21 protein-coding genes are annotated in these 23,327 nt (G+C 71.3%); 1 reads left to right on the top strand and 20 read right to left on the bottom strand.

The window, feature by feature from the left end:
• Nucleotides 1-60 precede the first annotated feature (60 nt).
• The 20 genes from ACNQOV_RS16470 to ACNQOV_RS16375 all read right to left on the bottom strand — a co-directional run bounded on the left by ACNQOV_RS16470 (nucleotide 61) and on the right by ACNQOV_RS16375 (nucleotide 22,081).
• A complete protein-coding gene (locus tag ACNQOV_RS16470) occupies nucleotides 61-984 on the bottom strand; it encodes an RluA family pseudouridine synthase (RefSeq protein ID WP_416395882.1) in 924 nt (307 codons plus the stop codon).
• Complete coding sequence (gene lspA / locus ACNQOV_RS16465) at nucleotides 981-1,643, bottom strand: signal peptidase II (protein ID WP_416395880.1); 663 nt, start codon at nucleotides 1,641-1,643, stop codon at nucleotides 981-983. Before lspA ends, ACNQOV_RS16470 begins: the two co-directional genes overlap by 4 nt.
• Nucleotides 1,644-1,645: 2 nt before the next feature.
• Nucleotides 1,646-2,329 (bottom strand): DivIVA domain-containing protein, encoded by a 684-nt coding sequence (locus ACNQOV_RS16460; RefSeq protein ID WP_402262118.1) that lies wholly within the window; start codon nucleotides 2,327-2,329, stop codon nucleotides 1,646-1,648.
• A gap of 177 nt (nucleotides 2,330-2,506) precedes the next feature.
• Nucleotides 2,507-2,809 carry a YggT family protein gene (locus ACNQOV_RS16455; protein ID WP_402262115.1) on the bottom strand — a complete coding sequence of 101 codons (303 nt, stop codon included), beginning with the start codon at nucleotides 2,807-2,809 and terminating at the stop codon, nucleotides 2,507-2,509.
• Nucleotides 2,810-2,880: 71 nt separating this feature from the next.
• Nucleotides 2,881-3,444: a cell division protein SepF gene (locus ACNQOV_RS16450; protein ID WP_416395877.1), complete on the bottom strand. Its 564-nt coding sequence runs from the start codon at nucleotides 3,442-3,444 to the stop codon at nucleotides 2,881-2,883.
• 44 nt (nucleotides 3,445-3,488) lie between these two features.
• Nucleotides 3,489-4,214, bottom strand: coding sequence for a YggS family pyridoxal phosphate-dependent enzyme (locus tag ACNQOV_RS16445; RefSeq protein ID WP_416395875.1), 726 nt, complete (start codon nucleotides 4,212-4,214; stop codon nucleotides 3,489-3,491).
• Nucleotides 4,215-4,221: 7 nt separating this feature from the next.
• Nucleotides 4,222-5,391, bottom strand: coding sequence for a cell division protein FtsZ (ftsZ, locus tag ACNQOV_RS16440; RefSeq protein WP_022905410.1), 1,170 nt, complete (start codon nucleotides 5,389-5,391; stop codon nucleotides 4,222-4,224).
• Nucleotides 5,392-5,529: 138 nt separating this feature from the next.
• Nucleotides 5,530-6,792, bottom strand: a complete 1,263-nt coding sequence (locus ACNQOV_RS16435; RefSeq protein WP_416395873.1) for an FtsQ-type POTRA domain-containing protein — start codon at nucleotides 6,790-6,792, stop codon at nucleotides 5,530-5,532.
• Nucleotides 6,789-8,210, bottom strand: a complete 1,422-nt coding sequence (gene murC, locus ACNQOV_RS16430) for a UDP-N-acetylmuramate--L-alanine ligase (RefSeq protein WP_402262102.1) — start codon at nucleotides 8,208-8,210, stop codon at nucleotides 6,789-6,791. Before murC ends, ACNQOV_RS16435 begins: the two co-directional genes overlap by 4 nt.
• Complete coding sequence (gene murG / locus ACNQOV_RS16425) at nucleotides 8,207-9,328, bottom strand: undecaprenyldiphospho-muramoylpentapeptide beta-N-acetylglucosaminyltransferase (protein ID WP_402262099.1); 1,122 nt, start codon at nucleotides 9,326-9,328, stop codon at nucleotides 8,207-8,209. Before murG ends, murC begins: the two co-directional genes overlap by 4 nt.
• On the bottom strand, nucleotides 9,325-10,635 hold the full coding sequence (ftsW, locus tag ACNQOV_RS16420) for a putative lipid II flippase FtsW (RefSeq protein WP_416395870.1): 1,311 nt from the start codon (nucleotides 10,633-10,635) through the stop codon (nucleotides 9,325-9,327). The genes murG and ftsW overlap by 4 nt, the downstream gene beginning before the upstream one ends.
• Nucleotides 10,604-12,130 (bottom strand): UDP-N-acetylmuramoyl-L-alanine--D-glutamate ligase, encoded by a 1,527-nt coding sequence (gene murD, locus ACNQOV_RS16415; protein ID WP_416395868.1) that lies wholly within the window; start codon nucleotides 12,128-12,130, stop codon nucleotides 10,604-10,606. The genes ftsW and murD overlap by 32 nt, the downstream gene beginning before the upstream one ends.
• Nucleotides 12,120-13,223, bottom strand: coding sequence for a phospho-N-acetylmuramoyl-pentapeptide-transferase (mraY, locus tag ACNQOV_RS16410; protein ID WP_022906691.1), 1,104 nt, complete (start codon nucleotides 13,221-13,223; stop codon nucleotides 12,120-12,122). The genes murD and mraY overlap by 11 nt, the downstream gene beginning before the upstream one ends.
• On the bottom strand, nucleotides 13,220-14,725 hold the full coding sequence (locus ACNQOV_RS16405; protein WP_416395866.1) for a UDP-N-acetylmuramoyl-tripeptide--D-alanyl-D-alanine ligase: 1,506 nt from the start codon (nucleotides 14,723-14,725) through the stop codon (nucleotides 13,220-13,222). Before ACNQOV_RS16405 ends, mraY begins: the two co-directional genes overlap by 4 nt.
• The gene (locus tag ACNQOV_RS16400; protein ID WP_416395864.1) at nucleotides 14,722-16,359 is read right to left on the bottom strand and encodes a Mur ligase family protein; all 1,638 of its coding nucleotides are present in this window, start codon (nucleotides 16,357-16,359) and stop codon (nucleotides 14,722-14,724) included. The genes ACNQOV_RS16405 and ACNQOV_RS16400 overlap by 4 nt, the downstream gene beginning before the upstream one ends.
• 14 nt (nucleotides 16,360-16,373) lie before the next feature.
• Nucleotides 16,374-18,143: a peptidoglycan D,D-transpeptidase FtsI family protein gene (locus ACNQOV_RS16395; protein ID WP_416395862.1), complete on the bottom strand. Its 1,770-nt coding sequence runs from the start codon at nucleotides 18,141-18,143 to the stop codon at nucleotides 16,374-16,376.
• A gap of 49 nt (nucleotides 18,144-18,192) precedes the next feature.
• On the bottom strand, nucleotides 18,193-18,894 hold the full coding sequence (locus ACNQOV_RS16390) for a hypothetical protein (RefSeq protein WP_416395860.1): 702 nt from the start codon (nucleotides 18,892-18,894) through the stop codon (nucleotides 18,193-18,195).
• A gap of 1 nt (nucleotide 18,895) precedes the next feature.
• A complete protein-coding gene (rsmH, locus tag ACNQOV_RS16385) occupies nucleotides 18,896-19,903 on the bottom strand; it encodes a 16S rRNA (cytosine(1402)-N(4))-methyltransferase RsmH (RefSeq protein WP_416395858.1) in 1,008 nt (335 codons plus the stop codon).
• Nucleotides 19,904-19,967: 64 nt separating this feature from the next.
• Nucleotides 19,968-20,399 carry a division/cell wall cluster transcriptional repressor MraZ gene (gene mraZ, locus ACNQOV_RS16380; RefSeq protein WP_022906684.1) on the bottom strand — a complete coding sequence of 144 codons (432 nt, stop codon included), beginning with the start codon at nucleotides 20,397-20,399 and terminating at the stop codon, nucleotides 19,968-19,970.
• 1,286 nt (nucleotides 20,400-21,685) lie between these two features.
• The gene (locus tag ACNQOV_RS16375) at nucleotides 21,686-22,081 is read right to left on the bottom strand and encodes a DUF3040 domain-containing protein (protein ID WP_022906683.1); all 396 of its coding nucleotides are present in this window, start codon (nucleotides 22,079-22,081) and stop codon (nucleotides 21,686-21,688) included.
• Between the two features lie 83 nt (nucleotides 22,082-22,164).
• Between ACNQOV_RS16375 and ACNQOV_RS16370 the strand changes: the two genes are divergently transcribed.
• Nucleotides 22,165-23,283: a polyprenyl synthetase family protein gene (locus ACNQOV_RS16370; RefSeq protein WP_416395855.1), complete on the top strand. Its 1,119-nt coding sequence runs from the start codon at nucleotides 22,165-22,167 to the stop codon at nucleotides 23,281-23,283.
• Nucleotides 23,284-23,327: the final 44 nt, after the last annotated feature.

Here is a 23,327-nt window from a genome sequence, read left to right as displayed (position 1 = left end):
GGACGGGGCCGCGCGGGACGGGCCCGCGCGGGGCCGGGCCGCGCGGGCCGCGCCGCGCGCCTACGCGGAGCGGATGCGGTCGAGCGCCAGCTGCAGGTCGTCGGGGTACTCCGCCGAGTACGACACCCACTCCCCCGTGCGCGGGTGCTCGAACCCGAGGCGGACGGCGTCGAGCCACTGCCGGGTCAGCCCGAGCTCGTTCGCGAGCACCGGGTCGGCCCCGTACATCGTGTCGCCCACGAGCGGATGCCGCGTCGCCGCCATGTGCACCCGGATCTGGTGCGTGCGGCCGGTCTCGAGGTGCACCTCGAGCAACGTCGCCGACCGGAACGCCTCGAGCGTCTCGTAGTGCGTCACGCTCGGCTTGCCGTCGGCCGTGACCGCGAACTTCCAGTCACTCGAGGGGTGCCGTCCGATCGGGGCGTCGATCGTGCCGGAGGTCGGGTCCGGGTGGCCCTGCGCGAGCGCGTGGTAGACCTTGTCGACCGTGCGCTCCTTGAACGCGCGCTTGAGGTGCGTGTACGCGAGCTCGGTCTTCGCGACGACCATGAGTCCCGAGGTGCCGACGTCGAGGCGGTGCACGATGCCCGCACGCTCGGCGGCACCGGAGGTCGCGATCGTGAAGCCGGCGGCGGCGAGGCCCCCGGGCACGGTCGGACCGTCCCAGCCGGGCGAGGGGTGTGCCGCGACGCCGATCGGCTTGTCGACCACGACGATGTCGTCGTCGTCGTGCACGACCGTCATGCCGGGGACCTCGACCGGGATGATCCGGGGGGCTTCCTTCGGCGTCCATTCGACCTGCAGCCACGAATCGGCGTGCAACCGGTCGGACTTGTCCACGGTCACGCCGTCGACGGTCACGCCACCGGCTGCGACGACCTCGGCCGCGAAGGAGCGGCTGAACCCGAGCAACTTCGCGATGGCGGCGTCGACGCGCTCACCGGCGAGCCCGTCCGGGACCGGCAGGGAACGGCTCTCGGTCACGTCGCGTCGTGCCCGAGGGTGTCCCGCCCGTCACGCGGCGCGCGCGGGTCGTCGACCAGGGGCCGGGAGGCGCGGTGCTCGTCCGCCTCGGAGGCGTCCGACTGCGCGCGGGCGGCGTCCGCCGCGCGCTGCTGCTTCGCGGAGAGGGCGCGCGAGCCGTCGAGGTTCACGCCGAGGATCACCAGCAGGACGAAGATCACCATGCTGATGCAGATGAACGAGTCGGCGATGTTGTAGATCGCCGGCATCATCCACGGCGTCGAGATGAAGTCCACCACGTGGCCGCGGCCGAAGCCGGGCTCACGGAAGAGCCGGTCGAGCAGGTTGCCGAGCGCCCCGCCCAGGAGCATGCCGAGCACGAGCGCCCACCACATCGAGCGGATGCGTCGGGCGAACAGGATGATCGCGACGACGACGGCGGTGGAGACGATCGAGAACACCCAGGTCATGTTCACCGCGAACGAGAACGCGGCACCGGGGTTCCGGACGTAGAGCAGCTGCAGGAAGTTCCCGAGGACCGGGACCGGCGTGCCGTACGGCAGGTTCTGGACGACGAGCGCCTTCACGCCCTGGTCGAGCGCCACCACGACGACAGCGGCGAAGGCCAGTGCCGCGATCGCGCGGACACTGACCTTCGCTCGTGATGCTGGTCGCGACAACGTCAGTTGCCGAAGCCCTGCGCCGATGCCGGCGCCGGGGTGAGACCGGACTGCTCGGTGCCCGAGCCGTCCAGCTCAGCGAGCTGACCCTGGATGTAGCTCTTGAGCTGTGCGCGGTAGTCGCGCTCGAACGTGCGGAGCTCGTCGATCTTGCCCTCGAGCTGGCGCTGCTCCTGCTCGAGCACCGCGACACGCTGACGGTTCGTGTTCTCGGTGTCGGCGATGATCTGGCGCTGCTTGGCCTCGGCCTCGGAGACGAGACGAGCGGCCTGGGCGGTGCCCTCGGCGATGAGCGCATCACGCTTCTCGACGCCTTCGCGGACGTGCTCCTCGTGGAGACGACGCGCGAGGGTCAGGAGGTTCGTGGTGCCCTCGGTGTCCTCGTCTGCCGGGACCGTGGTGGCCGGCGCGGCGGCGGCGACCGGAGCCGGCTCCGGAGCGGCTGCCACGGGGGCGGGTTCCGGCTCGGGCTCGGGGGTCGGGGCGGACTGCTCGGCCTCGGCCGGCTTCGGCGCCGACTCGGCCGCCTGCAGACGCTGGCGGAGCTCGTCGTTCTCGGCCGTCAGGCGACGGAGCTCGACCACGACCTCGTCGAGGAAGTCGTCGACCTCGTCCTGGTCGTAGCCCTCGCGGAACTTCGTCGGCTGGAACCGCTTGTTGACTACGTCTTCCGGCGTCAAAGCCATTGCCGTCACCTCAATAGAACTGCTGAACGTGTGGAACCGAACCGGTGCGACCGAATCTACCAGTCACACCGAACGGTGCGGATGCCACGCCGGGGCGAGCATCGGTCCCGACCACCGTACACCGACGGTGGCCGTGAACCGTGACCGCACCCTGGGCGTGGCGCGTGTCGTGTCCCCCTAGTTGGCGAACACGGGGATGAGCAGGGCGATCACGAACCGCAGGATGATCGCCACCAGGAGCACGATCGTCCAGCCGAAGTCGAGGGCCACGGGCCCCATGCGCATCGGCGGGAGCACCCGTCGGACCGCCCGGATCGGCGGGTCCGTCACGGTGTAGACCACGTCGGCGACGACGAGGAGTCCTCCGCGCGGCCGCCAGGACCGGTTGAACTGCTGGACGATGTCGAGGACGAACCGCCCCCACAGCACGAGGATGTACAGCAGGAGGAGGTAGTACAGGATCGTGAGGATCGCGGTCACGATGGGGCTCGCTCAGCTCGGGTGCGGATCGTCACGCGACGACCTGCACGGGGCGGGTGGGCCTGAGGGACTCAGGACTGGGCGAAGAAGGACGCCTCGATGTCGGACTCTACCTCAGGCGCCTCACCGCTCACCGCGACGTGGGCCGGCGAGAGCAGGAAGACCTTGTTCGTGACGCGCTCGATCTTGCCGTAGAGGCCGAGCGACAGCCCCGAGGCGAAGTCGATCATGCGGCGGGCGTCGGCCTCGGTCATCTGCGAGAGGTTGATGATGACGGGGATGCCGTCACGGAAGCTCTCGGCGATGGACTGGGCGTCCTTGTACTCGCGCGGGTGGACGGTGAGGATCTCGTTCATTTCCTGGACCGGTGCTGCCTTCTGTGCGGACGTGTGCGAGCGGCGGAGCGGGGTGACCTGTGCGCCGCGCTGGTGGGTGTGCGCCTTGGGCTCGGCAGCGACGGGCGCCACCGGTGCCGCGGCGGGCGCGGGGGTCTCGTCGGCGACCTGCACGGCCGCGGGGGCGGGAGCCGGAGCGGACTGCTGGCGCGCGGTCTGCTGCTGCGGCTCGTCCTCGTACTCGAGTTCCTCGTCGGCGAGGCCCAGGTAGACCATCGTCTTCTTCAGCGGGTTGGCCATGGTTCCTCCGGAGGTCGGTGCTCGTGGATGCCCTTGCAACGAGGCTAGGGCGCGACCGGCCGATTTCCCGTGATTGCGGACCCGATCCGCAGGTGTGTCGCGCCCTCGAGCACGGCGTCGGCGTAGTCGCCGCTCATCCCCGCCGAGATGTCCGTCGCCGTCGGCACGACCGACACCACGCGCTCGGACACGCCGCGGAGCCGGGCGAACGCCGCGCGGGGCTCCTCGTCGAGCGGTGCGACCGCCATCACGCCCCGCAGCCGGATCGTCCCGGTCGCGAGGACCCGCTCGACCATCGCTTCGACGGCGTCCGGTCGGACACCGCCACGGTCCGGGTCGTCGGTCAGGTTCACCTGCACGAATCCGTCGATGACCGGCGGCTCCGGCTCGGCCTCGGTCGGGGCGAACGCGTCCACGACCGAGTCGCGGTCGAGCGACTGCACGACGTGCGCGTACCGCCGGACCTGCCGGGCCTTCTTCGACTGCAGCTGGCCGATGAAGTGCCAGGTCAGGTCGAGGTCGGCGAGCTCCGCGGCCTTGGCCTGCGCCTCCTGGTGGCGGTTCTCCCCCACGTCGGTGACGCCGAGCGCGGCGAGCTCGCGGACGAGGGACGCCGGGTGGAACTTCGTGACCACGATGAGCGTGAGCTCGTCGGCCGAGCGCCCTGCGGCGCGCGCCGCGTCGGCGATGCCGCTCCTGACGGACGCGAGACGCGCCTCCGGTCCGTCGTCTGGTGACGTGGCGGATGGGAGGCGCGGTTCGGCTGCCAAGGAGGACTTACTTCAGGAAGTCGGGGACGTCGAGCTCGTCGTCGTCGTCGTCGAACGCGGGGTCGGCGGCACGCTGCGCGGGCGCCTCGTGCTCCTGCGACGCCCACGACGGAGCGGACGAGGACGAGTCCTCGATCGCACCGCTGGCACCGGCGGACGCCACGGGCACGGTCGCACCGGCGTCGGGGTCGACCCAGCTGGAGCGACGCTCCTTGAGCTGCGAGGTCGGCTCGCCACCGTCGAAGCCGGCGGCGATGACGGTCACGCGGACCTCGTCACCGAGGGTGTCGTCGATGACGGCACCGAAGATGATGTTCGCCTCGGGGTGCACGGCCTCCTGCACGAGACGGGCCGCGTCGTTGATCTCGAAGATGCCGAGGTTCGAGCCGCCCTGGATCGAGAGCAGGACGCCGTGGGCACCGTCGATCGACGCTTCGAGCAGCGGGCTCGCGACGGCCAGCTCGGCGGCCTTGATCGCCCGGTCGGCGCCGCGCGAGGACCCGATGCCCATGAGCGCCGAACCGGCACCCTGCATGACCGACTTGACGTCGGCGAAGTCGAGGTTGATCAGGCCCGGGGTGGTGATGAGGTCGGTGATGCCCTGCACGCCGGCGAGGAGCACCTGGTCGGCGGTGGCGAAGGCCTCGACCATCGAGATGCCGCGGTCGCTGATCTCGAGCAGGCGGTCGTTCGGCACGACGATGAGCGTGTCGACCTCGTCCTTGAGCCCGGCGACGCCGTTCTCGGCCTGGGACTGACGACGCTTGCCCTCGAAGCTGAACGGCTTCGTGACGACACCGATGGTGAGGGCGCCGATGGACTTGGCGATGCGGGCGACGACGGGCGCACCACCCGTGCCGGTCCCACCACCCTCACCGGCGGTCACGAACACCATGTCAGCACCGGCGAGGGCCTCTTCGATCTCCTCGGCGTGGTCCTCGGCGGCGCGACGGCCGACCTCGGGGTCCGCGCCGGCGCCGAGGCCGCGGGTGATCTCGCGGCCGACGTCGAGCTTGACGTCGGCGTCGCTGAGCAGCAGCGCCTGCGCGTCGGTGTTGATCGCGATGAACTCGACGCCACGGAGGCCGAGCTCGATCATCCGGTTGACGGCGTTGACGCCGCCGCCGCCGACACCGACGACCTTGATGACGGCGAGGTAGTTGTGGTTCGTGGTCACGTCAGTCAGGCCTCCGGTTGAACCCTCAACCTCTACTTGAAGTTCAGGGGCAATGCTGGTAGATGTGGTGCTCGCATCGACGCTACGGGTGCCGTCCACAGGCTGTCGCGCCGCCACGCCGCGTGTCGCGCGATTCCGCTACTTCTTCGCGCGGATGATCCCGTTGTCGGGCGCGCTCACGTCGTACTCGACCACGGTGCCGGGGTTCCGGGCCGCGTGGTCCTTCACGAGGGCCGCGAGGAGCGCCGCCTTGGCGTCGGACTGCTCGGGGTTGCCCCAGACGACGCTCGAGCGGTCGCGCAGGGTGAGCGTCACGTCGTCGGCGGTCGAGCCCTTCACGCTCGTCACCTGCGACCGCACGGTCGACGGCAGCGCCAGGACGACCTCGGTCATCGTGCGGAACTCGCTCGATCCGAGCTTCGCCTTCCCGATGTCGGCGAGCGGCATGTTCGCGGGCTGCTTCGGCGAGGACTGCACGACGATGCCAGCGGGGTCGACGAGGTCGAAGGACTTCCCTGACCGCACCGCCACGACGGGCGTGCGCTCGGTGACCGTGACGACGAGGGTGTGCGGCGGGGCCTCCTCGGTCACGTAGCTCTCGATGAGCGGGAAGCCGGCGATGTCGCGCTTGATGGCGTCGAAGTCGAGCCGCGCCAGCGGGGTGCCGATCTGGTCGGAGAGCGCCTGGCGGACCTCGGTGGCGTCGACGCGGTTCGTGCCCTTCACCTCGATCGTCTGCAGGGCCATCAGGGGCGAGAACACCGCGACGAGGATGGAGACCCCGAACACCAGGACGATGCTCGCCGCGGTGATCCACGCGGCACGGCGGTGGCGGCTGCGGCGGGTGAAGCGACGGACCTCGGCCCGCTCGAGCAGGCGACGGCGGCGCTTGGCGACCCGGGCCTCGCGCGCGGTCTCCGCCGCGCGGACACCGGCGCCGATCGGGCGCTCGCCCTCGCGCCGCTCGGTGCCGTTCGGGTCGGAGCCGTGCAGGTCGGTGAGGTGGGCGAGCCGCTCGGCGTCGCGGCGCTCGGTCTCCTGCCGCTCCCTGGAGAGGCGCTCGGCCTCGGGATCGTGGTGGTCCTCGTCCGGCGTGTACTCGCGCAGCCGTCCGGCGACCGAGGACAGCCCGGCGCCGAGGCGCCGCCCCGCGGCGCCGGCGAGGGCTCCGGCACGGTCGCGCGCCGAGGCGGTCGCCAAGTCGGTGGAGGTGGGGTCGGCCGTCTCGTCGTCCGGCGCGGTCGGGGCGGGCTCGTGCCGCGCCTCCTGGACCTCCGGCTCGACCTCGCGGGACGGACGCCTCGGGGCCGTCGGGGTGCGGCGCTGCCGGGGCGCACGCGCGCCCGCAGCAGGTGCGTCCGGGCGGGCCGGACCCTCGTCGAACCCCTCTGGACGCTTCACCGGGACTGCGCCCCGTCGTCGTGGAGGGCACTGAGCACCTGCGGGATGATGCGGTACACGTCGCCGCAGCTCAGCGTCATGATGATGTCGCCGTCCCGCGCGACCGCGGCGGCGCGCGCGGACGCCTCGTCCCAGTCCGGCAGGAACTCGACACGCGACTGGTCGGCGAAGCGCTCCTGGACGAGGGCGCCGGTGACGCCGGGTTCCGGGTCCTCGCGGGCGCCGTAGACGTCGAGGACGACGGTGTGGTCGGCGAGCTCCTCGTAGACCTTCGCGAAGTCGCCGGCCATCATCCGGGTCCGCGAGTACAGGTGCGGCTGGTGGATCGCGATGATCCGGCCGTCGCCGACGACGTTCCGTGCCGCCCTGAGCGCGGCCGCGACCTCGGTCGGGTGGTGGGCGTAGTCGTCGTAGACCGACACCCCGCGCTCCACGCCGTGCAGTTCGAAGCGCCGCTGGGTGCCACCGAAGGCCTCGATCCCGCGGATCGCGTCCGCGGCCGCGACGCCGAGCCCGGTCAGGACGGCGAACGCGCCGACGGCGTTGATCGCGTTGTGGCGCCCGGGCACGCGGAGCGTCAGGTGGTGCGATGCGCCCGCTGCGCGGAAGTCGACCTCGACCCCGGCGGACTCGGTGATGCCCTCGATCCGGACGTCGGCGTCGACGGCCTCACCGAAGGTGACGACCTCGGGGGCGTCGGTGCGCGCGCGGATGCCGGCGGTGACGGCCTGGGCGCCGGCGTCGTCGCTCGAGATGACGACCCGCTCGGACGCCTTCGCGGCGAACTCGACGAACGCCTCGGTGAAGGCCTCCTCGCTGCCGTAGTGGTCGAGGTGGTCGGCGTCGACGTTCGTGACGAGGGCGACGGCGACGTCGTAGAGCAGGAACGAGCCGTCGGACTCGTCGGCCTCGACGACGAACAGGTCGCTCGACCCGGGAGCGGAGCTCGTGCCGAGGGACTGGATGACCCCGCCGTTGACGAAGCTCGGGTCCAGACCCAGCTCGACCATCGCGGTGACGATCATGCCCGTCGACGTCGTCTTGCCGTGGGCACCGGCGACCGCGACGAGGCGCTGGCCGGCGATGAGCGCGGCGAGGGCCTGCGAGCGGTGCAGGACCGGGATGCCGCGGCGCTGGGCCTCGAGCAGCTCGGGGTTGTCCGGCCAGAGGGCACTGGTCACGACGATGGTGTCCGCGTCGCCGACGTTCCGGGCGTCGTGGCCGATGTGCACGTCCGCGCCGAGCTCGCGCATCGTCTGGGTCGTGGCGGTCTCGCGGGAGTCGCTGCCCGTCACGCGGTGGCCGGCGGCGAGGAACATCCGGGCGATGCCGCTCATGCCGGAGCCACCGATGCCGACGAAGTGGACGGTGCCGAGGTCCTCGGGGATCGGCTGCGTCAGGTCCGGCTTGATGGTCATCGTTCCTCCGTGGTGCTGGTGCCGCTCGGCCGCGTCCGGCTGGCCGGTGTCCGGCCCGCGTCGAGGACGAGGTCGGTCATCCGGTCGGCGCCGTCGCGGTGCCCGACGCTGCCGGCCCGGACGGTCATGTCCGCGATGCGGGCCCGGTCCTGCAGGATGTTCAGGAGCTGGAACGTCACCCAGTCCTCGTCGAATTCCGCGTCCGCGACGAGGACCGCTCCCCCGGCGTCCACGACGTCCTTCGCGTTGTGCCGCTGCTCGCCGTTGCCGACAGGGTACGGCACGAGGACGCTCGGCAGCCCGACGGCGGTGAGCTCGCAGACCATGCCGGCGCCGGCGCGCGAGACCACGAAGTCGCTCGCGGCGTACGCCAGGTCCATGCGGTCGCAGTAGGGCAGCACGTGGTAGCCGTCGAGGTCGCTCGGACCGATGTCGGACTTGCCGCCGACGACGTGCAGGACCTGCCAGCCGGCGCCGACGATGGTCGCGGCGGAGCGGTTCACCGTGCGGTTGATGCTGCGCGCGCCCGAGGACCCGCCTGTGACGAGCAGGACCGGACGGGCCGGATCGAGGCCGAACTCGGCGAGGCCCTCGGCGCGGACGGCGCGACGGTCGAGCGACTCGATCTCGCGGCGGAGCGGCATGCCGACGACCCGGCCGTGGCGGAGCCGCGTGTTCGAGAAGGTCAGGCCGACGTGGTCGGTGAGGAAGGCGGCGAGACGGTTCGCGAGCCCCGGCTTCGCGTTCTGCTCGTGCACGACGATCGGCGTCCCGGTGCGACGCGCCGCGATGTACGCCGGCGCGGCCGCGTAGCCGCCGACGCCGAGGACGACGTCGACCCCGCGGTCGCGGATGATCTGCTCGACACGACGGACCGCGCCGAGGAACCCGCCGGGGAAGCGGAGCGCGGCGGCGTTCGGCTTGCGCGGGAACGGCAGGCGCGGGATCGTCAGCAGCTCGTACCCGCGCATCGGGACCAGGCGGGACTCGAGCCCCTCGGCCGTCCCGAGGACGAGGACCTCGGCGTCGGGCTCGCGTTCGGTCAGACGGTCGGCGACCGCGAGCAGGGGGTTGACGTGACCGGCGGTACCGCCGCCGGCGAAGAGGTAGGTGCTCACCGGAGGGTTCCGTTCGTGGTGGTGCGGCCGCTCGGACCCGAGAGCGCGCTCGTGCGGTCGCTCTTGCCCGGGAACGCGCTCGCGCGGTCGTTCTTGCCCGGGAGGTCCCGTGCGAACGACAGGACGACGCCGATGGCGACGAGCGTCATGATGAGCGCGGAGCCGCCGGCCGAGATGAGTGGGAGGGGGACGCCGAGGACCGGCAGGAGGCCGAGGACCACGGCGATGTTGACGAGCGCCTGGCCGATGATCCACGCGAGGACGCCACCGGTGACGGTCTTCACGAAGGGGTCGTTCGACTGGCGGATGATCTTGATCATGCCGACGGCCAGGACGACGAAGAGGGCGAGCACGACGACGGCGCCGACGAGTCCGAGCTCCTCGCCGATGATCGCGAAGATGTAGTCGTTGTCCGCCTCCGGCAGCCAGGACCACTTCGCCTTGGAGTTGCCGAGCCCGACGCCGAAGACGCCGCCGGAGGCAAGCGCCCACATGCCGTGGGTCGGCTGCCAGCAGAGGTCCTGGTACTGGCTCGTGTCCGTGCAGCCGGAGAGCCAGGCGCTGATGCGGTGCGACCGGGAGCTCGACGCCATCGTGACGAACGGCAGCAGCACGGCGAGGCCGACCACGCCGACGAGCAGGTGCTTCGCCCGGGCTCCCCCGACGTAGAGCGCACCGAACACCAGGATGAGCATGATCATCGCGGTGCCCTGGTCACCGCCGACGAGGACGAGGCCGATCGACCCGAGCGACGCGATGCCGATCGGGATGAAGACCTCTTTCCAGTCGTCGAGCTTCTCGCGCTTGACGTACATGATCGCGCCGATGCCGAGCACGAGCGCGAGCTTCAGGATCTCGGACGGCTGCGCGGTGAACGACCCGACGCGGATCCAGTTCCGGTTGCCCTGGATCGAGTACCCGAGCGGCGTCAGGACGACGAGCGCCTGCACGACGAGGCCGACCCCGACGATCCACATCGCCCACTTCCGCCAGAACCGCGCGGGCAGACGGGAGGCGATGAGCATGAGCGGCACGCCGAGCACCGCGTAGAGGCCCTGACGGGACGCGGCCCCGAAGAAGTCGTGCGTCGCGGCGTACTGCTCCACGCTCGACGACGAGAGCACCATGACGACCCCGAACACGACGAGGAACAGCGTCACGCCGAGGATCGTGTAGAAGGTGCTCGACTCGGCGACGAAGACGTTCTTGACGGCGACGACCGCACCGTTGTGGCGGCGGGCGGAGGTGTGCGGGCGGCTCGGGGCTGCCCCGGTCTCACTGCCGCTCGGAAGATCCGTCGTCGCCATCGGCGTTTCCTCCCAGGTGCTCGTGGACCGCCGCCGCGAATCGACGCCCCCGGTCCGCGTAGGAGCCGAACTGGTCGAACGACGCCGCGGCCGGGGCGAGGAGGACCGTGTCGCCCGGTCTCGCGACCGATGCGGCATGCCGGACCGCCTCGGGCATGACCTGATCAGTGTCCGCTGCCTCGACCTGCAGCACCGGCACCCCGGGCGCGTGTCGCGCGAATGCCTCGAGCACGGGGGTCCGGTCGGTGCCGATCACGACGACGGCACGGACGTCGGGGCCGAAGCGCGCGACGAGTCCGTCGACGTCGACGCCCTTGAACAGGCCCCCGACGATCCAGACGACCGTGTCGAACGACGCCAGTGACGCCGTCGCCGCGTGCGGGTTCGTGGCCTTCGAGTCGTCCACCCACGTGATGCCGTCGGCGGTGGCGACGTGCTCGGTCCGGTGGTGGTCGGCGCGGAACCCCTGCACGGCGGCACGGATCGCGGCCGGCTCGACCGACGCCGCACGGGCGAGTGCGGCCGCGGCGAGCACGTTCATGGTCATGTGCGGGCTGGCGAGCCCGGCCGCCTCGAGGTCGGCGACGGTCGCGAGCTCGAGCGCGCTGTTGCGTCGGTCGTCCGTGAAGGCCCGATCGCACAGGACGTCCTCGACCACGCCGACGTCACCGGGAGCCGGGATGCCGGGGGTGAAGCCGACCGCACGGCACCCCTCGACGACGTCGGCCTCCTCGACCATGTACCGGGTGGCGTCGTCGGTGGTGTTGTAGACGCAGGCGAGCACGGTGCGCTCGTAGACCTTCGCCTTGGCGGCCCGGTAGGCCTCGGCCGAGCCGTGCCACTCGAGGTGGTCGTCGGCGATGTTCAGGCAGGTGCTCGCGAGGGGCACCACCGCGCCGTCGCCGGTGGTCGGCATGTAGTGCAGCTGGTGGCTGGACAGCTCGACCACGAGGACGTCGAAGCCGTCCGGGTCCCGAACGACGTCGAGGACGGGCACGCCGATGTTGCCGCAGGACACGGCCCGCAGCCCGGCGGCCTCGAACATCGCGGTGGTGAGCTGCGTCGTGGTGGTCTTGCCGTTCGTGCCGGTGATGGTCACCCACGGCGCGGCGATCGGACCGCGCACGACCTTGTCGCGGACGCGCCAGGCGAGCTCGATGTCGCCCCAGACGACGCTGTTCGCCACGGCCCACTGCACGGTCGCGTTGTGCGGCGGCAGGCCCGGCGACACGACGACGAGGTCCGGCGCCTGCGCCTCGAGCGCGGCGGGCACGGTGTCCAGCGGCGCCTGCACGAAGCGCGCACCGATGACGTCGAGCAGTTCGACGCTGTCCGCGGGTGCGTCCGACGAGTAGACGGTCACGGTGCTGCCGAGCTCGACGAGGGTGTCGGCGACCGAGAACCCGGTGGCACCGAGTCCGAGGACCGCGACGTCGAGCCCCTTCCAGCCCTCGGCGTACCAGCTGTCGAGCGATGCCAGGCGGTCAGCCGACACGGGCGATCCACTCCAGGTAGAACAGGCCGACGCCGGCCGCGACGCAGAGTCCGGCGATGATCCAGAACCGGACGACGACGGTCACCTCGGCCCACCCCTTCAACTCGAAGTGGTGGTGCAGTGGACTCATCCGGAAGATGCGCTTGCCGTGGGTGATCTTGAAGTACGCCCGCTGCAGGATGACCGAGCCGGTGACGATGAAGAAGAGGCCGCCGATGAGGACGAGCAGGAGCTCGGTGCGGCTGAGGATCGCGAGACCCGCCAGCGCGCCGCCGAGGCCGAGCGACCCGGTGTCGCCGAGGAAGATCTGCGCCGGCGACGTGTTGTACCAGAGGAAGCCGATCAGGCCGCCGCAGACCGCCGCCGCCACGACCGCGAGGTCGAGGGGGTTGGTCACGGTGTAGCAGGCGTGCTCGGTGTTCGAGTCGAGCCGGGCACCGCCGCAGATCTGGTTCGACTGCCAGAAGCCGATGATCACGTACGAGCCGATCGCGAGGATGCTCGACCCGGTGGCGAGGCCGTCGAGGCCGTCCGCGACGTTCACGCCGTTCGACGTCGAGACCGTGAGCAGCACGATCCAGGCGAGGAACAGCACGGTACCGATCACGGTGCCGAGCGCCATGAAGTCCAGCCACGGGATGTCCCGGATGGCCGAGACCATGGTCGACGCCGGCGGCTTGCCGTTGCCGGACGGGACGACGAGCGCGACGGTCGCGAAGATCACGCCGACGATGACCTGACCGAGCACCTTCGCCCACCCGCCGAGGCCGAGGCTGCGCTGGCGGCGGACCTTGAGGAAGTCGTCGATGAACCCGACGAACCCGAGGCCGACCATGAGGAACAGCACGAGCAGCCCGGACAGCGTGATCGAGTCGCGGCCGACGAGGTGCCCGACGAAGTAGCCGAGCACCGCGCCGATGATCAGGACGATGCCGCCCATGGTCGCGGTCCCGCGCTTGGTGTGGTGCGACTGCGGACCGTCGTCGCGGATGAACTGTCCCCAGCCGAGGCGGTGGAACAGCTTGATGAACAGCGGCGTGAGCAGCAGTGTGAACACCAGCGACACGGCGCCGGCGATCAGGAGGGCGATCATTCGGTGACACCTCCGAGGCGGTCGCCGAGGAATCGCAGTTCGGCGGACTTCGAGGACTTGACGAGGACGACGTCGCCGGGGCGGAGCATCTCCTGCAGTGCGTGGACGGCGTCGTCGACGTCCTCGATGAACACGGACTCGCCGTCCCACGATCCCTCGAGGGTGGCGGCCTGGTGGATGGGCATCGCGCCGCGGCCGACGACCACGAGCTGACCGATGCCCAGACGGACGACGAGCCGGCCGATGCGGTCGTGCTCCTCCGTCGAGAACTCGCCGAGCTCGGCCATCTCGCCGAGCACGGCGACGGTCCGCTCCCCCGGGCGGACGATCTGGGCGAGCGTCCGCAGCGCGGCGGCGGTCGAGTCGGGCGACGCGTTGTACGCGTCGTTGATCACGGTGACCCCGTCGGGGCCGCCGGGGAGGAGCTCCATGCGCCAGCGCTCGGCGCGCGTCATCGACGCGAGCGCGGCCGCGCCGTCGGCGAGGGGCACGCCCCACAGGTGGGCGACCGTGAGCGCGGCGGACGCGTTCATCGCGTGGTGCTCACCCAGGATCGCGAGCCGCACGTCGACGTGGTCCGTCCCTCCTGGCTGTCCGTCCGCAGACGGGTCGCCTTCCTGGCGGACGGGAGGCGCGGTGAGCGTGAAGCGGGTGCCGTTGCGGTCCGTCTCGATGCCGGTGATGCGGTAGTCGGCATCCGCGGACGTGCCGAAGCCCACGACGGTCGCCGCCGTCAGGTCGCGCATCGACGCGACGCGGTCGTCGTCGACGTTGAGGAGCGCGGTCGCGCTGGCCGGCAGGTCGGTGACCATCTCGGACTTGGCGCGCTGGGTCGCCTCGATCCCGCCGAACTCGCCGGCGTGCGCGAGGCCCACCTTGAGGACGACACCGACGTCCGGCTCGGCGATCGAGACGAGCTTGGCGATGTGGCCGATGCCGCTCGCGCCCATCTCGACGACCAGGTACCGGGTGTCCTCGGTGATGCGGAGCATCGAGATCGGTGCGCCGACGTGGTTGTTGAACGATCCCTGGGGCGCGATCGTCGCACCGTGCTGCTCGAGGATCGTGCGCAGCATGTTCTTGGTGCTCGTCTTGCCGTTCGAGCCGGTGATGCCGACGACCCGCAGGGGTGCCGGGCGACCGTCGGCGTCGACCCGGTCGGCGGTTGCCATCCGGACGCGTGTGACGACCTCGTGCGCCAGCGCCGCGAGGGCCGCGTAGCCGTCGGTGACCACGATCTGCGGCGCGGTGGTGTCGACGCGCTCCGGCGTGACGATCAGCGCGGCGCCGGCCTCGGTGGCGGCGGGGACGAAGCGGCGGCCGTCCGTGACCTCGCCCGGGAGCGCGAAGAACACGCTGCCGGGTCCGACGAGCCGGGAGTCGGTCTCGACCGAGCCCTCGACGACCAGGTCACCCTGGTCGGCGACGTCGGTCGCCTGGGCACCGGGGATCAGCTCGCCGTCGACCGCGGTCGCGATCTCGGCGAGGGTCAGGGCGATCATCGTGCGTCCTCGGCCGGACCGGAGTTCGGCTCCCACCCGGCCTCGCGGAGGGCCTGGCGGGCCTCGTCGCGTGCCGAGTACGGGGTGCGGACGCCCTGGATGTCGCGGTAGTCCTGGTGGCCGGGGCCGGCCCAGAGGATCGAGTCCCCGTCGCCGACGAGGCCCACGGCGGTGCGGATCGCGGCCTCGGGCGGGCTGACCTCGTGGATCTCGTGGTCCGGGAACGCCTCGCGCGCGGCGTCGACGAGGGTCTTCCGGATCGACGCGGCGTCCTCGAAGCGCGGGTGGTGGTCGGTGATCACGAGGATGTCCGACCCCGCGGCGGCCACGCGGGCCATGTCGGGACGCTTGGTGGTGTCGCGGTCGCCGTCGGCGCCGAAGAGCATGAGGACCTTGCCGGAGGTGAACTGGCGCACCGCGGCGAGGGTGTTCTCGAAGGCGTCGGGGCTGTGCCCGAAGTCGACGTAGACGCTCGGACCGCGATCGCCCGAGACGCGCTCGGTGCGGCCGGGCAGGTAGCACTCGATGGCGCTCGTCGGCTCGTCGCGCTGCTCGCGCTCGTCCTCGTCCGGGTAGCGGCGGTGGTTCGTCTCGAGCGCGTGCGCGATGGCACCGAGCTCGAACCCGCCCTCGACGAGCATCACGATCGCGAGCGCTGCGTTCGCAGCCATGTGCCACCCGATGAGCGGCACACGGGTGGTGAGCTCACGCCCCTCGGGTCCGGTCAGGCGGAACTCGGTGTAGGCGGCGTGCGCCTCGACGATGTCGACGTGCCACTCGGCCTCGACGTCGGGGTGGACCGTGATGGTCGTGACCGGGATGCGGGAGTCCTGCACCACGCGGTGGCCCCAGTCGGTGTCCAGCGAGACGACGCCGCGGCGGGCGTGCTCGGGCTGGAACAGCGGGAGCTTCGCCTGGTAGTACTCCTCCATGTCGGCGTAGTCGTCGAGGTGGTCGTGCGACAGGTTCGTGAAGGCCGCGACGTCGAAGACGATGCCGTCGACGCGGTGGCGGCTGAGGGCCTGGGCGCTCACCTCGACGGCGACCGCGCGCACCTCGCTCTCGCGCATCCGGGCGAGCAGCGCGTGCATCTCGCTCGCCTCGGGCGTGGTGAGCCGGCTCGTGACGCTGAGGGTGCCGATGTGGCGCTCGGCGGTCGAGCTCAGGCCGGTGACGAGACCGAGCTGCTTGAGGATCCCCTCGAGGATGTAGGACGTGCTCGTCTTGCCGTTCGTGCCGGTGACGGCGAACAGCTGCGGCAGGTCGGTGGCCTCGTCCGGGTGGGTGCGGTAGACCCACGCCGAGACGTCGCCGAGGGCCGCACGGGGGTCGTCCACGACGAGCACGGGGAGACCGGCCGCCTGGGCGTGCTCCACGCCGGCGTCGTCGGTCAGGACGGCCACCGCACCGCGCTCGGCGGCCTCGGCTGAGAACTCCGCGCCGTGGCGGTTCGCACCGTGCACGCCGACGAAGAGGTCACCCGGCTGCACCTCGGCGGCGCTCAGGGTGACACCGGTCGTCTCGACGGCGTCGACCGAGCCGACGACACGCAGACCGAACGCGTTCGCGAGTTCGGCCACGGCCCTCGGGGTCGGGTGTTCGGGTCGGAGGACCGGGGGGATCCGTGCGGACAAGTGCTCCTTCTTCCTCACCACGTGGTCGGGTAGGTCTTCGCCGGCGTCGTGGAGGGGGCTACTCGGTACTTCTCGAGCACCTGGGACATGAGAGTTCGGAACGCCGGAGCCGCTCCGCTGGACCACTTGTTGGTCTGCGGCTTCGTGAACGTCACCGTGACAACATACTGGGGGTCCTCGGCGGGTGCCATTCCGGCCACCGACGTGATGCGCTGTCCGCCGTAGCCCTTGGACCCCTCGGCCACCTCGGCGGTGCCCGTCTTCGCGGCGATGTTGTAGCCGGAGATCGGCTTCATGCCGACGAGGGTGCCACCCGTGACCACGCTCTGCAGCATGTCCGTGACCTGCGTCGCGGCGTTCGCGGACACGACACGCGTCGGCTGCACGTCGGGCGCGTCGATCATGGTGCCGTCGGCGGTCTCGCAGCCCTTCACGAAGTGCAGCGGGATCCGGACACCGTCGTTCGCGAGGGTCTGGAAGATGCTCGCGACCTGGATCGCGGTCGTCGAGATGCCCTGCCCGAACATCGAGTTGATGTTCGTCTGCTGGTCCCACTGGGGGCTCGAGCCGTAGTCCATCGACGGCTGCCCTGGGTAGTCGATCGCCGACTCGGGCTCGAACAGGCCGAACTTCTTCATGTAGTCGTACCGCTGCTGGGCGGTCAGGCGCTCACCGAGCTCGGTGATGCCGACGTTCGACGAGTTCTGCAGGATGCCCGTGAGCGTCAGGTTCTCGGTCTGGTGGAACTCGGAGTCGTGGATCGACCCGCCCCAGGGGAACGAGCGCGAGTACGGCACGACCGCTCGGTCGGTCGGGCTCGACTTGCCCTGGTCGATGAGTGCCGCCGCGATCGCGGCCTTGATCGTGGAGCCCGGTTCGTACGTCGCCGTGAGCGCCCGCGATCCGAACGCGCCCTTGTCCGTGGTGGCGTCGACGTCGTTCGGGTCGACGGTCGGGTAGTCCGCGACCGCGAGGATCTCCCCCGTCTTGACGCTGGTGACCGTCGCCGTGGCGGACTCGGCCTGCAGCGACTTCGCGGCGGACGCGATGGTCTGGTTGGCCATGTACTGCAGGTCGCTGTCGATCGTGGTCTCGACCGTGCCGCCGTCCTTGGCCTCCTTGGTCGTCACGGTGCTCCCGGGGAGCTGGACGCCGTCGGAACCACGCTCGTAGGTCTCGGAGCCGTTCGACCCCGCCAGGCACTTGTCGTAGGCGTACTCGAGCCCGGCCTGTGCACCGTCGGTGCCCATGAAACCGGTGATGTTGCCCGTCGTGGCCGCCGTCGGGTACACCCGCGACGCCTGCTGCTCCTTGTAGATCCACGGGATGCCGAGCGCGGTCACCGCCTCGTAGTGCTTCACGTCGAGGCCCTTGACGAGGTAGGCGAAGTCGGACCGCGGGTTCGCCGCGATGCTCTTCTGCATGGTCGCCACGTCGCCGCCCGAGGCCTTCGCCAGCGCGGTGAGCGCTTGGTCGACCGTGACGTCCTTCACGCGGGTCCCGCCGAGCTTGCCCTCGAACTTCTTCACCAGGCGCGGGGCCGTCGTGATGTTGTAGCGGGTGACGCTGTCGGCGAGCTCGGTCCCGTTGCGGTCGACGATCGACCCGCGGGTCCCGTAGATCGTGACCGGGATGCTCCGCTTCTCCTTCGACAGCTCGTTGAGCGAGGCGGCCTGGACCACCTGGATGTCGACGAGGCGGACCACGAAGACCGCCACGAGGGCGATCACGGCGATCATCACGACGCTGTAGCGCAGTCGACGGTTGCGGATCGTCTTCGTCACGCGGTGCGGTCCTTCCCGGGTGGTGCGGCAGGCTGTCCCGACCCGCAGGTCACCGGGTGGAGGGGGCCTGGAGCTGGTTCGGGTCGGACTCTACGTCGGCGGTGGACGAAGCCCCGGCCGACGCGCTGGCGCCTGTGGTCTTCCCAGCGTCGGCGGCGGTGCTGTCCGTGGTGGTGCCAGCGTCCTTGCTCGTCGAGCCGGCTCCGCTGTCCGTGTTCGTCGAGCTGGCCCCGCTCTCCTTGCTCGTCGAGGTGTCACCCGGCTTCGCGGCCAGCGGCACGTCGGCGAGCAGCGAGTTCGGCACCTGGTTCGACGTCGCCGCGGTGGCCGGGTCGGCGACCGCCGGGGTCGGCGTGCCGTAGACACGACCGGTCTTCGGGTCGAGGTACACCGGCGTCGAGTTCGCGATCATCCCGAGCGCCTGGGCGTTGCGGGCGAGGTTCTGCGGCGAGTCGAGCACCCGCAGCTCCTCGGACAGCGACTGCTGGGTGCGGGACAGGTTCGTCTGCTCGGCGCTCAGGGAGTTGAGCGTGTACGCGCCCTGGCTCAGCACCATGCTGATCCCGAGCTGCGCGAGGAGCAGGATGCCGAGGGCGACCACCGCCACCACGGCGTAGGCGATGCGGGGGCGTGCCCGGCGCTGGGCCTTGGACGGGGTGACCTCGACGAGCTCCGGCCGGTTCTGTCGCGTCGGACGCGGGGCGCGGGACGGGACGACGGCGGGGTCGACGAGTGCGAGGTTCGTGCTCATGTCACTTCCGGATCCGCTCGGCCGCGCGCAGGCGCACGGGGGTTGCTCGTGGGTTGGCGGCGCGTTCGGCCTCGTCGGCCAGCTCGGCGCCCTTGACGACCAGTTCGTACGTCGGCCGGTGCTCGGGCAGTTCGACCGGCAGGCCGGCGGGTGCGCTCGACTTCGTCCGTGCGGTGAGTGCCCGCTTGACGATGCGGTCCTCGAGCGACTGGTACGACTCGACGACGATCCGGCCGCCGACCGCGATGGAGTCCAGGGCCGCCGGGATCGCCCGCTCGAGGACGCTCAGCTCGGCGTTGACCTCGATGCGGAGCGCCTGGAACACCCGCTTCGCCGGGTGTCCCTGTCGCTGGATCGCCACCGGGGTCGCGTCGTGCAGGACCTGGACCAGGTCCCCGGACATCTCGAACGGGGCGCTGGCGCGTCGCTCGACGATGGCGCGGGCGTAGCGTCCGGCGAGCTTCTCCTCGCCGTAGCGCTGGAAGATCCGGCGCAGCTCGCCCTCGTCGTAGGTGGCGAGGACGTCGGCCGCGGTCTGCCCCTCGGTCCGGTCCATCCGCATGTCGAGCGGTGCGTCCTGGCTGTACGCGAAGCCACGCTCGGCACGGTCGAGCTGCAGCGAGCTGACACCGAGGTCGAACAGCACGCCGTCGACGTGCTCGAAGCCCTCGCCCTCGATCGCCTCGACGATGCCGTCGTAGACGGTGTGCACCAGGCGGACGCGGTCACCGAACCGGGCGAGCCGGTCGCCCGCGATGCCGAGCGCGTCGGTGTCGCGGTCGAGGCCGATGAGCGTCAGCTCCGGGAACCGCTCGAGGAGCCCCTCGGAGTGGCCGCCCATGCCGAGCGTCGCGTCGACCACGACCTTGCCCGGCCCCTCGAGCGTGGGCGTGAAGAGGTCGACGATGCGCTCGAGCATCACCGGGGTGTGCGGGAAGCGCGGTGTGTTGGTCTCGTCCTCGGCCATGTGCAGCCCCTCGTCCTCCGGGCCGCGGGTCCGGATCCCCATCCATGCGACCTGACACCGGGGAAGGGGTGTCAGGGATGCACGGCTGGGAGTCCCGATCCACGGATCAGAAGATCCCCGGGATCACCTCCTCGTCGTTGTCGGCGAAGCCCTCTTCGACTTCGGCGTAGTAGGCCTCCCACGCGGGGGTCGACCAGATCTCGGCGCGGTCACCGGAGCCGATGACCGTCAGGTCCCGCTCGAGCCCCGCGTACTCGCGGAGGTTCTGCGGGATGGTGACGCGGTTCTGCTTGTCGGGCTGTTCCGCGCTCGCTCCGGAGAGGAACAGGCGCATGTAGTCCCGGGTGCGCTTCGAGGTCATCGGTGCGGTGCGGATCCGCTCGTGCAGTTGCTCGAACGTGTCCGCGCTGAAGACGACGACGCAGCGCTCCTGCCCGCGGGTCATCACGAGACCCCCGGACAGTTCGTCCCGGAACTTGGCGGGGAGGATCACGCGACCCTTCTCGTCGAGCTTCGGGGCATGGGTACCGAGCAGCACGTCGGGCCTCCCCTCCGCTCCACCGGACCGTTGTGTGCCCCACTTTACTCCACTCCCCTCCCCACGGGGCGGATTTCATTCCCGAAGTCGCCCGTCAGCCCTGTTCTGGGGGCGGATCTCGTCGTCGATCGGGCGATTCCGGCCTGTACTGCCGCGGAACGGCGGGGCTGTGGAGCGGAGTGGAGCGTGTGGAGGGAAGTGGAGGACTTTCGCAGCTCCGTGCGCACGACGGCGGCGTGCCGAGGCGCCCCGGCAGGGCCGTCCCGGCGGGCGGTCGCCGCAGCCAGGACGGCGGGACCCGGGCGGCGGGTCGACTCCGTCGCCGCGCTGGTCGTACGACGCGCCGTCCGTCGATCGCCCGGGTCGCACGATCTGCCGCCGCCGGCCGTCGATCGCCCGGGTCGCACAATGTGCCGGCCGTCGATCGCCCGGCTCGCACGACGCGCCGTCCGTCGATCGCCCGGGTCGCACGACGTGCCGCCGCCGGCCGCTCCCGGCGACACTTCTCGCGACCAGGGCCCGCGCGCCGGCGCGCGCATGCCCGCCCCGCCGTCACTTTGCGAGACCAGCCCGCCCGACGACCGGTCCGCTCGCGCTCGACCTCACGCGCGGGCTGCCCAGTTCCCGAGCGGGCGGAACACGCCGCGCGCTCGCTGCCGAGCGGGCGGAATCGGCCGCCCAGGCTCGCCGAGCGGGACGGACATCGCCCGCTCGCGGGAGAGCGGGGTACAGCAGCACCCGTCGGGGCCGGGAGGCGCGGTGCGGGGCCGACCCGCGCCTCCCGTCCGACAGCAGCGCACGGTCACCCGCCGAGCGGGCAGGACACGCCGCGCACTGCCCGCCGAGCGGGCAGGACGCGCCGCGCGCTCCCCGCCGAGCGGGCCGGACACGCCGCGCGCTCCCCAGCGAGCGGGCGGAATCGGCCGCCCAAGCTCGCCGAGCGGGACGGACATCGCCCACTCGCGGGAGCGCGGGGTACAGCTGCACCCATCGGGGACGGGAGGCGCGGTGCGAGGCCGACCCGCACCTCCCGTCCGACAGCCGCGCACGATCACCCGCCGAGCGGGCAGGACACGCCGCGCGTTGCCCGCCGAGCGGGCGGATTCGGCCGCTCAGGGCCGCCGAGCGGGACGTATTTCGCCCGCTCGCGGGGCGCGAGGCGCGGGACGGGGCGCGGGGCGCGGAGGCGCAGGACGGGGCACGGACTCGCGGGCGCGGGGCGCCCGGGGGCACGACAACGGGGTCGGTCCCGAAGGACCGACCCCGTGGAGGAGTGTGGAGGGCGGCTAGCCCTGGTTGTCGTTCCGCTTGTCCCAGCGCTCGTTCATGCGGTCCATGAAGGACCCGCCGCCACCCTGGCTCGGCCGAGCGGACCCGCCCGACGACGGCTTGCCGGCCCGAGGCGTCTTCGCCTTGGGCGCTCGCATGCCGGGACGCAGCGCGAAGAGGACTCCGGCCAACATCACGACGAAGCCGAGGATCCCGATGAGCGGCTGGCGCATGACCAACCCGACGATGACGATCGCGACACCCGCGAGGGCGCCGAGCACCCCGAGCGTGATCGACGTGTAGGTCGGACGACCCTGGCGACGCGTGACGCGCGCGACGAAGTCGGAGTCATTCTGGTAGAGGCTCCGCTCCATCTCTTCGAGGAGTCGCTGCTCTTGCTCCGAGAGTGGCATCTGTGTTCCCTCTGTTCCTGGGATCGACGCGTGGTTGAGGTGGACCGAGTCTACGACTCGACCGCTCCACTAGGGTAGGGAGTGTGGCTGAGAGTACGCGATTAGTGGACCTCGTGTCGGCGCGGATCGATCGAGCGCTGGACGACCAACGGGAACGGCTCGCAGCGATCAGTCCGGACCTCGCTCCGTTCGACCGGTACGCGCGCGATCTGCTGTCCGAAGGCAAGCGGTTCCGGGCCCTGTTCTGCTACTGGGGATGGCAGTCCGTGGCGGGACGATCGGGCTCGTTCGACCCGCTCGGCGAGGGGTCGCGACAGACCACGGCCGAGGCGATCGTCACGGTCGCGGCGGCGCTCGAGATCTTCCACGCGGCGGCCCTCGTGCACGACGACATCATGGACCGCTCGGACACCCGTCGCGGGCGTCCGGCGGCGCACCGCCGGTTCGAGTCCCTGCACGAGGAGTCCGGCTGGGTCGGTGACCGCGCGCTGTACGGCACGAACTCCGCACTGCTGCTCGGCGACCTCCTGCTCTCCCTGAGCGACGCCGTCTTCGACGAGGGCCTCGCCCTGCTCGACCCCGCTCGTGGTCGGATCGTCCGGCAGGAGTTCCACACCATGCGCCTCGACGTCACGGCGGGCCAGTACCTCGACGTGCACGAAGAGACGGCCTGGCCGACCATCGACGAGGACGAGCACCTCGTGCGTGCGCAGCGCGTCATCGTCTTCAAGTCGGCGAAGTACTCGATCGAGGCACCGCTCGTCATCGGCGCCCTCGTCGCGGGGGCGTCGGACGCGCAGCTCGAGGGGCTCCGGGCGTTCGGACTCCCCCTCGGCGTCGCCTACCAGCTCCGCGACGACATGCTCGGCGTCTTCGGCGACCCCGAGGTCACGGGCAAGCCCGCCGGCGACGACCTGCGCGAGGGCAAGCGCACCGTCCTCATCGCCTCGGCCCGCAAGGCGCTCCCCGGTGGTCCGCGCCAGCTGCTCGACGAGCTCCTCGGCGACCCGGACCTGGACGAGGCGCAGGTGCAGATGCTCCGCGCCACGCTCACCGAGTCCGGTGCGGTCGCGGCCGTCGAGCGGTCGATCGACCGGCACGTGCAGCGCGCGAAGGCCGCCATCGAGGCGGCTCCGCTCACGCCGTCGGCGCGCGAGCAGCTCGTCGCGCTGGCCGACACGGTCAGCCGCCGCGTCGCGTAGACGTTCCAGCCTGACGGACAGGAGGCGCGGTGCCAGCTGGCCCC

It is taken from the genome of Curtobacterium sp. LFS084 (genome assembly GCF_047977705.1).
Lineage (GTDB): Bacteria > Actinomycetota > Actinomycetes > Actinomycetales > Microbacteriaceae > Curtobacterium.
This window is presented reverse-complemented; position numbering and strand designations above follow the sequence as displayed.